The sequence below is a fragment of the Microbacterium sp. LB12 genome, assembly GCF_037150835.1.
Lineage (GTDB): Bacteria > Actinomycetota > Actinomycetes > Actinomycetales > Microbacteriaceae > Microbacterium.
In genome coordinates, this window is sequence record NZ_JBBCPF010000003.1 from 64794 (window position 1) to 76584 (window position 11791).

12 protein-coding genes are annotated in these 11791 nt (G+C 67.7%); 5 read left to right on the plus strand and 7 right to left on the minus strand.

Annotation, left to right across the window (positions count from 1 at the left end):
- Window positions 1-75: 75 nt before the first annotated feature.
- On the plus strand, window positions 76-1227 hold the full coding sequence (locus WFM69_RS07320; protein WP_337003167.1) for a glutamate--cysteine ligase: 1152 nt from the start codon (window positions 76-78) through the stop codon (window positions 1225-1227).
- Between the two features lie 13 nt (window positions 1228-1240).
- Here WFM69_RS07320 and WFM69_RS07325 read toward each other — a convergent pair whose 3' ends face one another.
- Window positions 1241-2212: a sugar-binding transcriptional regulator gene (locus tag WFM69_RS07325; protein ID WP_337003169.1), complete on the minus strand. Its 972-nt coding sequence runs from the start codon at window positions 2210-2212 to the stop codon at window positions 1241-1243.
- A 103-nt stretch (window positions 2213-2315) separates the two neighbouring features.
- Between WFM69_RS07325 and WFM69_RS07330 the strand changes: the two genes are divergently transcribed.
- The 3 genes from WFM69_RS07330 (at window position 2316) to glpK (ending at window position 6428) form a co-directional block, all read left to right on the plus strand.
- Complete coding sequence (locus WFM69_RS07330; RefSeq protein WP_337003171.1) at window positions 2316-4025, plus strand: glycerol-3-phosphate dehydrogenase/oxidase; 1710 nt, start codon at window positions 2316-2318, stop codon at window positions 4023-4025.
- A gap of 92 nt (window positions 4026-4117) precedes the next feature.
- Complete coding sequence (locus WFM69_RS07335) at window positions 4118-4873, plus strand: MIP/aquaporin family protein (RefSeq protein ID WP_337003173.1); 756 nt, start codon at window positions 4118-4120, stop codon at window positions 4871-4873.
- Between the two features lie 40 nt (window positions 4874-4913).
- Window positions 4914-6428, plus strand: a complete 1515-nt coding sequence (gene glpK / locus WFM69_RS07340) for a glycerol kinase GlpK (RefSeq protein WP_337003175.1) — start codon at window positions 4914-4916, stop codon at window positions 6426-6428.
- A gap of 30 nt (window positions 6429-6458) precedes the next feature.
- On the opposite strand, the gene WFM69_RS07345 is transcribed toward glpK, so the two are convergent.
- On the minus strand, window positions 6459-7361 hold the full coding sequence (locus WFM69_RS07345; protein WP_337003177.1) for a LysR family transcriptional regulator: 903 nt from the start codon (window positions 7359-7361) through the stop codon (window positions 6459-6461).
- Window positions 7362-7439: 78 nt separating this feature from the next.
- Here WFM69_RS07345 and WFM69_RS07350 point away from each other — a divergent pair, with 78 nt between their 5' ends.
- Complete coding sequence (locus tag WFM69_RS07350; RefSeq protein WP_337003179.1) at window positions 7440-8357, plus strand: EamA family transporter; 918 nt, start codon at window positions 7440-7442, stop codon at window positions 8355-8357.
- A gap of 3 nt (window positions 8358-8360) precedes the next feature.
- Here WFM69_RS07350 and ffh read toward each other — a convergent pair whose 3' ends face one another.
- The 5 genes from ffh to WFM69_RS07375 are packed head-to-tail and all read right to left on the minus strand — an operon-like array spanning window position 8361 to window position 11714.
- Window positions 8361-9920, minus strand: coding sequence for a signal recognition particle protein (gene ffh / locus WFM69_RS07355; RefSeq protein WP_337003181.1), 1560 nt, complete (start codon window positions 9918-9920; stop codon window positions 8361-8363).
- Window positions 9921-9933: 13 nt separating this feature from the next.
- Window positions 9934-10440 (minus strand): RNA polymerase sigma factor, encoded by a 507-nt coding sequence (locus WFM69_RS07360; RefSeq protein ID WP_337003183.1) that lies wholly within the window; start codon window positions 10438-10440, stop codon window positions 9934-9936.
- Window positions 10437-10838: a hypothetical protein gene (locus WFM69_RS07365; RefSeq protein ID WP_337003185.1), complete on the minus strand. Its 402-nt coding sequence runs from the start codon at window positions 10836-10838 to the stop codon at window positions 10437-10439. The genes WFM69_RS07360 and WFM69_RS07365 overlap by 4 nt, the downstream gene beginning before the upstream one ends.
- Window positions 10825-11091, minus strand: coding sequence for a hypothetical protein (locus WFM69_RS07370; RefSeq protein ID WP_337003187.1), 267 nt, complete (start codon window positions 11089-11091; stop codon window positions 10825-10827). Before WFM69_RS07370 ends, WFM69_RS07365 begins: the two co-directional genes overlap by 14 nt.
- 35 nt (window positions 11092-11126) lie before the next feature.
- Window positions 11127-11714: a TetR/AcrR family transcriptional regulator gene (locus tag WFM69_RS07375; protein WP_337003189.1), complete on the minus strand. Its 588-nt coding sequence runs from the start codon at window positions 11712-11714 to the stop codon at window positions 11127-11129.
- Between the last annotated feature and the right edge of the window lie 77 nt (window positions 11715-11791).

Here is an 11791-nt window from a genome sequence, read left to right on the forward strand (position 1 = left end):
GATGCACGCGCCCGGCGCGAAACGTGGGGAAACCACGGTTGTCGTGTCGCGCGCACTGCGTGCCAGACTGTGCGGGTGAAGCTCGAGTTCGCCTCATCCGCCCGCTCCACCGTAGGTCTGGAATGGGAGATCATGCTCGCGGATCCCGTGAGTGGTGACCTCGTCGGACGCGCCCCCGAGCTGCTGTCCGCACTCGAGGCCGAGAGCGCCGAGGAGCGCCACACCGTCACCGGCGAGCTCCTCACGAACACGATCGAGGTCACGAGCGGCATCGGCGACTCCGTGGCCCACGCGGTCGATGACATCGCCAACGCGATCACCGCCGTACGCTCCGCCACCGACCCCGCCGGAATCGAATTGCTCTCGGCAGGAAGCCACCCGTTCGCCCAGTGGTACGACCAGCAGGTCACGGACAAGTCCCGCTACCACACGCTGATCGAGCGCACCCAGTGGTGGGGCCGCAACATGATGATCTGGGGCATCCATGTGCACATCGGGGTCGAGGACCACCGCAAGGTCTTCCCCATCATCAATGCGCTCGCGGGATACCTTCCCCATCTGCAGTCGCTTGCCGCGTCGAGTCCGTTCTGGGCGGGAGAGCGCACGGGGTACGCGTCCAACCGGGCACTGGTGTTCCAGCAGCTCCCCACGGCCGGACTCCCGTGGCCCCTTCACGACTGGTCGCAGTACGAGTCCTACCTCGACGACATGGTGCGCACGGGGGTGATGGCGGATGCGACCGAGGTGCGCTGGGACATCCGTCCCGCTCCTCGCTGGGGCACCATCGAGATCCGCGCCTGCGATGGCCTGTCGACGCTGCCCGAGCTGGCATCCGTCGCCGCGCTCGTGCAGGTGCTCGTCGAGCACTTCTCGCGACAGCTCGACGAAGGCCGAGCACTTCCCGATCTCCCCGCGTGGTTCCATCGCGAGAACAAATGGCGGGCGGCGCGCTACGGGTTGGATGCACGGGTGATCGTCGACGCGGACGGCACGCAGCGGCCGGTGCGGGAACACCTCGCGGAGACGATCGAGCTGCTCGCACCGATCGCGGTGGAACTGGGGTGCGTGCGCGAGTTCGGCGGAATCACGACGATCCTCGACGGCGGCGCCAGCTACGCGCGTCAGCTCGCGGTCGCAGACGCCGCAGGAGGAGATCTGACTGCCGTGGTGCAGCATCTGATCCGCGAGTTCCGGTCGGGTCCGGAGGCGTCGACGGAGGAGCTCTAACAGCTGCCGGATCTCAGTCCTCGATCAGACGCCTGGCGAGTCCCTCGTCCAGCACCACGTCGGTGACGAGGCCGGCCGCCAGCGCAGCCCGCAGGCTCACGAGCTTCGGGATACCGGACACCACGCAGATGCGACGGGGAACTCGGCGCAGCCGATCGAGACCCGGGCCTGTCGCCCTGGCATTCACACGGATGTCCCGCCACGACCCGTCCGCACGGAAGAACACGGTCGCCACATCGCCGATCGCCTGGTCCTCGCGCAGACTGCGATAGTCATCGCGCCCGAGGTAGCCGCCGACATAGACACGGCTGGGAACCTCGGCAGCGGGAGAACCCAGGCTGAACACGGCCACATCCATCTTCGCCTGCAGGTCGAGCACGCGCCGGGTGCTGCGTTCGCGCCACATGGCCTCGCGCGTCGCCGGATCGTCGAAGAACGCGGGCACGGGGAACTGCTGCACCTGGGCGCCGAATGCGCTGCCGAAGCGCTGCAGGATGTCGCTCGAGTACTCGACCCCCGTCGTCTGGGTGTTCCCCGCGCCGTTGAGCTGCACGAAAGTCGTGTTGTGCGTCTCCTTCTGGGTGAGACCACGGCTGACCGCGCTGATGGTCGAGCCCCAGGCGACACCGATGATCATGTTCGAGTCCACGAACTGCGAGAGCAGCCGCCCAGCGGTGAGCGCCACCCGCTCCAGTCGCTCGACTTCGCTGAGGATCTCCGGCATCGGGACGACATGTGCCGCCACACGATGACGGTCGCGGATGCGCTGTTCGAGCATGCCGAGTCGTTCGAGCGGCGAGTTGATCCGGATGTCGACGAGCCCGCTCTCTCTCGCGAAGCTCAGCAGGCGGGATACCGACGACCGCGAGGTGTGCAGCTCTTGCGCGATGACCTCCATCGTCTTGTCCTGCATGTAGTAGAGCTGCGCGGCGGTGAGCGCCGCGATCAGCTTGCTGTCGCGGGATTGCGCTCCGGGAGCGACCATGGCTTCCTCCTCGCCCTCGATCCTTGCACATATGTGCAGTGGGCTTGCGCGCGCCTGTCGCGCAGGTCGATGCTGGGTGCAAGCAAGGAAGAGAGGATCGACGATGATCGATTCGACACACTCGTCCGCGGAGCGCGCGGAGGTCCGCGCCGTCCGCGAATCAGGACGCACGAGCGTCCTCGTCATCGGCGGTGGGATCAACGGCATCTCCACGTTCCGGGACCTGGCACTGCAGGGCGTCGACGTCGTGCTCGTGGAGCGCGGGGACTTCGCCTCCGGCGCATCGTCCGCGTCGAGCCACATGATCCACGGTGGTATCCGCTACCTCGAGAACGGTGAGTTCCGCCTGGTGCGCGAGTCCGTGGAGGAACGCAACGGCCTCCTCAAGATCGCGCCGCACTACGTCAAGCCGCTGCAGACCACGATCCCGATCTACTCGACGTTCTCGGGCATCCTCTCCGCTCCCCTCCGCTTTCTCACGCACAAGAGCGGCAAGCCGCAGGAGCGCGGAGCGTTTCTCATCAAGGTCGGGCTCACGATCTACGACACCTTCTCGCGCGATGGCGGCACCGTTCCGCGCCACCGTTTCCTCGGACGCAAGAAGTCACTCGCGGAACTCCCGTCGCTCGACAAGAACATCAAGTACACGGCGACGTATTACGACGCCTCGATGCACGATCCGGAGCGGCTCGCACTCGACGTGCTCCAGGACGGCCGCGCCGCACACCCCGGCGCTCACGCACTCAACTACGTCGAGGCCATCGGTCGCGACGGGGACCAGGTGCTGCTGCGAGACCGCGAGAGCGGCACGGAGTTCTCGGTGAAGGCTGACGTCGTCGTGAACACCTCCGGCCCGTGGACCGACCTGACGAACGACGCGCTCGGCCTCGACAGCCGCTTCATGGGCGGCACCAAGGGCTCGCACATCGTGCTCGACCACCCCGAGCTCCTCGAGGCCACACGCGGGCGTGAGATCTTCTTCGAGCACTCCGACGGCCGCATCGTGCTCATCTACCCGCTCAAGGGCCGGGTGCTGGTGGGGACCACCGACATCGACGCCGACCCGCGCGAGGTGCCCGTGTGCACCGAGGAAGAGGTCGACTACTTCTTCGACCTGATCCACCACGTGTTCCCGACCATCCCCGTCTCGCGCGAGCAGATCGTCTACAAGTTCTCCGGAATCCGCCCGCTGCCACGCCATGAGGACACGGCGCCCGGCTTCGTCTCCCGCGACTACCGCATCGAGGTCGACGACGAAGGACAGGTTCCCCTCGTGAGCCTCGTGGGCGGCAAGTGGACGACGTTCCGCGCGCTCGGCGAGACTCTCTCCGACGTGGTCCTCGGCCTGATCGATCGCACGCGGACGGTGTCCACGGCAGGACGCGCGATCGGCGGCGGACGGGAATTCCCGCGCACCGAGAAGGCCAAGCGCATCTGGATCCAGGAGAACCTTCCCGGAGCCGGCGTGCGCGCCGACCATCTGCTCACCCGGTACGGAACGCGTGCCGCCGAGGTGTGGGAATACGTCGAGCAGGGCAGCGATGCACCGCTCGCCGACGGTGACCTCTCCACCCGTGAGCTCGAGTGGATGGTGAACAACGAGCTGGTGACCCGGCTCGAGGACGTGGTCCTCCGCCGTACCAGCATCGCCTTCACGGGCGGCGCGAATGCCGAGGTCCTCGACGAGATCGCGGATGCGCTCGCTCCGCTTCTCGGATGGGACCGCGCGCGTCACGACGCCGAGCTCGAGCAGACACGCGTGCTCCTGAACGAAAGACATGGACTCGATATCCCGTCCCGCACCCGCGGCTGACGGGAGCTCCGACCGTCGCCCTCCTCGCGGCGTATCTCCCAAAACGTGTCAGGGCAGAGGGGCCCTGACACAGAAGAAAGGTCAATGAAGACATGACTGACGTCAATCTCGGTCTTTACTTCCTCTCCGAGCTCGTCGGCACAGCGATGCTGGTGCTGCTCGGATGTGGTGTGGTCGCGAACGTCGCCCTGGCGAAGAACAAGGGCTTCGGCGGCGGCTTCCTGATGGTCAACTGGGGGTGGGGCCTCGCGGTCTTCGCCGGTGTCATCGTCTCCGCATACTCCGGTGCGATCCTCAACCCCGCCGTCGGAATCGGTCTCCTGGTCGCCGGCAAGATCAGCTTCACGATGTTCCTGATGGCCACGGCCGGGGAGCTCCTCGGAGCGATCATCGGTGCGATCGTCGTCTGGCTCGCCTACAAGCAGCACTTCGACGAGGAGCCGGAGCCCGCCAACAAGCTGGGCGTCTTCTCCACCGGTCCCGCGATCCGCTCCTACGGGTGGAACCTCGTGACGGAGATCGTCGGAACGTTCGTGCTCGTGTTCGTCATCTTCGGATTCGCGGACTACGGCGACATCAACGTCGGCACCCCCGGAGGCCTCGGCCCGCTCACTGCCCTTCCCGTGGCACTGCTGGTTGTCGGTATCGGCGCCTCGCTCGGTGGACCGACCGGTTACGCCATCAACCCCGCCCGTGACCTCGGCCCCCGCATCGCTCACGCGATCCTGCCGATCAAGGGCAAGGGATCCAGCGACTGGTCCTACTCGTGGGTTCCCGTCGTCGGTCCCCTCATCGGTGGCGTGATCGCCGCCCTGGCCGCACCCGTGCTGCTCGGCCTCGCCGGCTGACGCGCATCCCATCCGCACTGGAATTCAAAGGAGAGCACACATGGCTGACTACATCATCGCCATCGACCAGGGCACGACATCGAGCCGCGCGATCATCTTCGACAAGAAGGGCAGCATCGTCGCGACCGGGCAGAAGGAGCACGCGCAGATCCTCCCGAAGGCCGGCTGGGTCGAGCACGACGCGGCCGAGATCTGGCGCAACGTCCAGGAGGTCATCGGTCTGGCGCTCGGTCGCGCCGATCTGACGCGTCACGACATCGCGGCCGTCGGCATCACCAACCAGCGCGAGACCGCGGTGGTGTGGGACAAGAAGACCGGGAATCCGGTCTACAACGCGATCGTCTGGCAGGACACGCGCACGCAGGAGATCGTCGACCGTCTGGCCGCCGACGGCGGCGTCGAGCGGTTCAAGCCGGTCGTCGGACTTCCCCTGGCGACCTACTTCTCCGGCACGAAGATCGCCTGGATCCTGGAGAACGTCGAAGGCGCCCGCGAGAAGGCGGAAGCGGGAGACCTGCTCTTCGGCACCACCGACTGCTGGGTGCTCTGGAACCTCACGGGCGGCGCGGACGGCGGCGTGCACGCGACGGATGTCACGAACGCCTCCCGCACGATGTTCATGGACCTGGAGACGCTGGAGTGGCGCGACGACATCCTCGAGGCGTTCGGTGTGCCGCGCTCGATGATGCCGGAGATCCGCTCGTCCTCCGAGGTGTACGGCACGGCGGAGAGCTCCTCTCTGCTGCGTGAGACGCCGATCGCGGGCATCCTCGGCGACCAGCAGGCCGCGACGTTCGGTCAGGCCGCGTTCCAGACCGGCGAGAGCAAGAACACGTACGGGACGGGCTGCTTCCTGATCTTCAACACGGGCGAGGAGATCGTCCACTCCAAGAACGGGCTGCTCACCACCGTCGGGTACAAGCTCGGCGACGGCCCCACGCACTACGCCCTGGAAGGGTCGATCGCCGTCACGGGATCGCTGATCCAGTGGCTGCGCGACCAGCTCGGCATCATCTCCTCGGCCCCCGAGGTCGAGAAGCTCGCCGAGCAGGTCGAGGACAACGGCGGTGTGTACATCGTCCCCGCGTTCTCGGGCCTGTTCGCGCCGTACTGGCGGCCGGATGCACGCGGAGCGATCGTGGGCCTGACCCGGTACGCGAACAAGAACCACATCGCCCGCGCCGCCCTGGAGGCCGTGGCCTTCCAGACCCGCGACGTGCTCGATGCGGTCAACGCGGACGCCGGAGTGGACCTCACCGAGCTCAAGGTCGACGGCGGCATGGTCGCCAACGACGCGCTCATGCAGTTCCAGGCCGACGTCCTCGGCGTCCCCGTCGTGCGTCCCGTCGTCGCGGAGACCACGGCGCTCGGTGCCGCCTACGCTGCGGGTCTTGCAGTCGGGTTCTGGAGCGGTCTCGACGACCTCTCCGCGAACTGGCAGGAGGACAAGCGCTGGGAGCCGTCGATGGACGAGAGCGAGCGCGATCGCCAGCTGCGGCTGTGGCGCAAGGCTGTCACGAAGTCGATGGACTGGGTCGACGACGACGTGAAGTGATCTGACACCACAGAGAAGCGGGTCCGGAGTTCATCTCCGGGCCCGCTTTCGCATGCCCGGCACGTGAGTCGTCAGAACGGTGAGGAACGCCGTGGCGACGCTGCGCGGGGCGGCGAGATCCCACGCGACGTACTCGACACGTGCCGGACCGTCGCGCACCTCAGCCGTGGCGACATCGAACGCAGAACGGGCGACCGTTCCCGGTGCGAGCAGCGTCACGGCGAGGCCGGCAGTGACGAGGTCGAGAATCACCGTCGCCGAGTCCGCTTCGAACGCCACGTCTCGCGTCAGACCGGCAGCGGAGAAGGCAGCATCGCTCTGCGCACGTCCCGAGGTGTTCGCCGGGAAGTCTGCGAACGTCAGCGTCGCAAGGTCTTCGAGCCCAACAGCTGCGGTTCCTGCCAGTGGGTGCTCGCGGGAGAACACCGCCACGAGTCGATCCCGAGACAGAGCGCGCGAGGCTACTCCCTCCGGTGCCGTACCTTCGCGAAGACCCAGAAGGGCGATATCGAGCGTCCCCGCACGCAGTGAGGTCGTGAGCGTGTCGCTGTTCCCCACGGTGAGTTCGACCCTGACCTGCGGGTGCGCCGCCCGGTAGGCGACGAGCACGGCGGGGAGATCGATCGCGGTGAGCGTCGGGATGACGCCGATGCGGAGCGTGCCGGTCACGGTTCCGGTCGCCGCGGCGGCATCCTCTTTCGCCTGCTCCGCCGAGCGCAGCGCCGCGCGCGCATGGGGGACGAACGCCTCCCCTGCCTCGCTCAAGCGCACGCTCCGGCTCGACCGTACGAACAGCCGTTGACCGAGCTCCCGCTCCAGCGCACCGATCTGGTGGCTCAACGCGGATTGTGTGACGAAGCACCGTTCGGCCGCGCGGGTGAAGCTCAACGTGTCGGCCACCTCTACGACGTAGCGAAGTTGAGAGAGGTCCATGTGTCCATGATCCTGTCTCATGATTAAGAAGACAACTATGTGTTGGACTCATGAGTCGGCTCGTCGCACGCTGGATGCATGAACCGCCTCACTCTGGTGCTGCTGACCGCACTCGCCCCCATCGCCTGGGGTACCACGTACCTCGTGACCACCGAGCTCCTTCCTGCCGGCCATCCCCTGTTCGCCGGGCTGCTCCGCTCGCTGCCTGCCGGTCTCCTCGCCGTGTTGATCAGCCGCCGGCTCCCCCGCGGCGCTTGGTGGGGCAAAGCGTTCGTGCTGGGTGCACTGAACATCGGCGCGTTCTTCCCTCTTCTCTTCCTCGCGGCAGAGCGCCTTCCCGGCGGAGTCGCCGCCGCCGTCGCCGGCGCGCAACCCCTCATCGTGCTGATCCTCGGAGCACTGGTGCTGCAGGAGCGCATCCGACCACTGGCTGCTGCTGCCGCTGTCATCGGCGCCGGCGGTGTCGCACTCGTCGTCCTCGGCCCGGCCGCACAGCTCGACGCCTGGGGCGTGCTCGCCGCGCTCGGCGGAGTCACCGCGACCGGAGTCGGCATGATCCTCACCAAGCGCTGGGGACGCCCGAGCGGTGTCGGGCCGGTCGCGTACGCCGGCTGGCAGCTCACCGCAGGCGGACTGCTGCTTCTCCCCCTGACCCTCCTCGTGGAAGGCGTTCCTGCGGAGATCGACGCGAGCGCCGCGCTCGGATACCTCTGGCTGGGCACGGTCGGCGGGATCGTCGCCTACACGCTCTGGTTCCGCGGCGTACAGCAGCTGCCAGTCATCGCCCCCGGCCTGCTCGCGCTCCTCTCCCCCCTCGTCGCCACCGCGTTGGGAGTACTCGTCGCCGGCGAGCGGTTCACGCTCACCCAGGCTCTCGGCCTGGCACTCGCGATCGGCGCGCTCGTCCTCGGGCAGGTCATCACACGGCCGCTGCGCGCGTCACGACCTGCGACGACCGAATCGGATGCCGCTGCAGCCCTCGCGGCGCCGCGCTGAGACTCAGCTCTTGCCGAAGAGCCTCTGGATCTCGGCGAGGTCGGCCTCGCTCGGAGCCTGGGCCGCACCACCGCCGAGCCCGAAACCGGACCCCGTCGGTGTCGCCGTCTTGGCGATGCCGGCGTTCTCCGCGGCGCGCTTCGCGGGGTTGCCCGAACGCGAGCCACCGGAGGACTTGCCCTTCTTGCCGCGCTTGGACGACGCACCCGGGCGTCCCATGCCGGGCACAGGGCCCATGCCGGGGATGTTCGGCGTACCGCCTCGGGCAACCGTCTTCATCATCTTCGCGGCCTGCTCGAAGCGCTGCACCAGCTGATTCACGTCGGTGACCGTCATGCCCGAACCCCGCGCGATGCGCAGGCGGCGCGAGCCGTTCAGCACCTTGGGGTTGCGCCGCTCCCCCGGAGTCATCGAACGGATGATGGCCTCGGTGCGGTCGATCTCGCGCTCATCGAAGTCGTCGAGCTGCTGCTTCATCTGCCCCATGCCCGGCAGCATGCCGAGCATCTTCTTCATCGAGCCCATCTTCTTCATCTGCTGAAGCTGCTCGAGGAAGTCCTCGAGCGTGAAGGCCTCGGTCGCGAGCTTCTCGGCCATCTTCATGGCCTCTTCCTCGTCGAAGGCCTGCTGGGCCTGCTCGATGAGGGTCAGGATGTCGCCGAGGTCGAGGATGCGGCTCGCCATGCGGTCGGGGTGGAACGGCTCGAGATCTTCGAGACGCTCGCCGGTCGACGCGAAGATGATCGGGCGTCCGGTCACGGAGGCGACGGACAGCGCGGCTCCACCACGCGCATCGCCATCGAGCTTAGAGAGGACGACGCCTGTGAAGTCGACGCCCTCCTGGAACGCCTTCGCTGTGTTGACGGCATCCTGACCGATCATCGCGTCGATGACGAACAGGACCTCGTCCGGGTTCACGGCCTTGCGGATGTCGGCGGCCTGCTTCATGAGCTCGGCGTCGACACCGAGGCGACCAGCCGTGTCGATGATCACGACGTCGTGCTGCTGACGGCGGGCGAAATCGACACCGTCGCGCGAGACCTTGACCGGGTCTCCCACGCCGTTGCCCGGCTCGGGAGCGTAGACCGTGGCACCGGCCTGTTCCGCGACCACCTGGAGCTGGTTCACCGCATTCGGTCGCTGCAGGTCGGCCGCGACGAGCAACGGCGTATGCCCCTCGCCCTCGAGCTGCTTCGCGAGCTTGCCCGCGAAGGTGGTCTTACCGGATCCCTGGAGGCCCGCGAGCATGATCACGGTCGGCGCGGTCTTCGCGAATTGCAGTCGCCGCTGCTCGCCACCGAGGATCTGCACGAGCTCCTCGTTGACGATCTGCACGACCTGCTGAGCCGGGTTGAGCGCCTTGTTGACCTCGTCGCCCAGCGCGCGTTCGCGGACCTTCGCCGTGAAGTCCTTGACGACGACGAGCGCGACGTCGGCGTCGAGCAGGGCGCGACGGATCTCGCGCACCGTGCCGTCGACGTCGGCGGCGGTGAGCTTTCCCTTCGTGCGCAGGTTGCGGAAGGTCTCGGTGAGCCGATCGGAGAGCGTGCCAAAGGTAGCCATGGTGCTGTCGATTCTACGCGAGCGGAACCTCCGTGCTCAGCGCGGCCCGCAGTTCCGCCTTCGCCCGCTGATAGCGGCCGCGCACGGTCGATGCGGGGATGCCGAGGAGCTCTGCGGCATCGGCGAGGGAGAACCCGTCCCAGTGCACGAGACGGACGAGTTCCGCAAGGTCGGGATCGAGACGAGTGATCGCATCCCGCACGTCCATGCCGGCATCGGCGGGCATCCTCGACGCTCCGTCTCCGATGCGTCCCCGGAGCCGATCAGCCAGCGCCCAGCGACGTCGCTCCCCTCGCGCATGGTTGAGAAGGGTGCCGCGCGCCACGCCGAACAGCCACATCCGTGCCCGTTCCGGATCGTCCGGGAGCTGGCGCACCCGCCGCCATGCGACGACCATCGATTCTCCGAGAAGATCGCCCGCGTCATCCGGACCGACACGTCGCGTGAGATACGACAGCAGATCCGATGCGCTGGCCTCGAAGGCGGCGATGAGCGCGGCATCCTCCGGATGGCGCGTCACTCGCCACCACCCCAGTCCTCACCCTCGCAGTGCACCTGACTGTGTGCCTCCGCGCCTGCCAGGTCGCCGCGACCGCTGTCGATGCCGTTCGCCTTCAACGCGTCGTCGAGGGCCCGAGACAGCGCCTGGTCGTGCGCCGTCCACGCATTGAGGTCGGGAAGGCGTGGGTCTGCGAACTCGTCGCCGGATGCGGCTTGGTCAGCCTCGAGCTGCGCCAGGTATCCGGCGACGTACGGCTCCGCCGCGGCTTCGACATCCGCGTTCGCGAACCAGTCGTCGATCACGCGATCGACGTGTGCCTGGATGAACGGATTGTGCGTATCGAGGCCGCTGTAGCGAAGCTCGCACTGTCCCCATGTCGGCGAGGTGTAGGTGTAGCTGAGGTCAGGGTTCTCCAACCCCGCCCCCCCACAGCCAGTCCGACGACGCGGTCGCCACTCCCGCGCCGCCCGCGAGGAGGACCGCCAGCACGCCGCCGAGCACGACCCTGCGCCGCGGGCTCCTCCGCGGATGTGCGGCGGCGCGGGCGTCGGCGAGCATCGCGTGCAGCTCCGTCGCCTCGATCGTCCGCGCAGGCGGCGCGGACTCGTCGAGCAGTGCGTCGAGCCGGTCAGGGATCATGAGCTCCTCCTCAGGGGTGGCTTCACTCATGACCTGTCCGGCTCACGCCGTTTCGTCCGCTCGGGTCACGCGGACCACGGGAGGTCGTGGATCAGGCCGAGCGACTCACGCAGCACGACCTCCGGAGTCCCTCGACCCGCGCCCTGCTCAGCCCAGACGCGCACGGCCGACAGGACCGCCGCCGCGTGAGCCGCTCCGAGGATGTCGGCCCGCATGACGTCGATGCCCGCCGCACGCGCCGCGGAGGCCACGGCATCGGACAGTCGAGCCAGCCGCAGACCCGTGTCCCGGACGAGCTCGTCCTGCAGTCCCATCGCCGCCGCGTTGCGCAGGGCGAGCGCAAGCGGGTCGGGCTCGAGATCGCGCACGACGACCAGAAGGATCCCTCGAACCGCGTCACCCGACGCCGTCCTCCCCAGTCCTTCGAGAGAACGGATCGCCTCGCCGATGCGTTCATCGACGCCAGACCAGAGCACATCGCTCTTCGACGTGAAGTAGTTGAAGAAGCTGGATCGACTCACCCCGGCGCGCTGGGTGATGTCGGCGACAGAGGTCGCGTCATAGCCCTGTTCGAGGAACAACTCGCATGCGGCTTCGGCGAGGGTCTCCCGCGAGGAGGCCTTCGGGCGCCCTGCGCGGCCGGTCGAGTTCATGCCTTTACGCTAGCGCGGGATACGGCGCGTCGTCGTCGCACGATCGAGGAGGGCGTATTGTTAGACGCAATCCAACT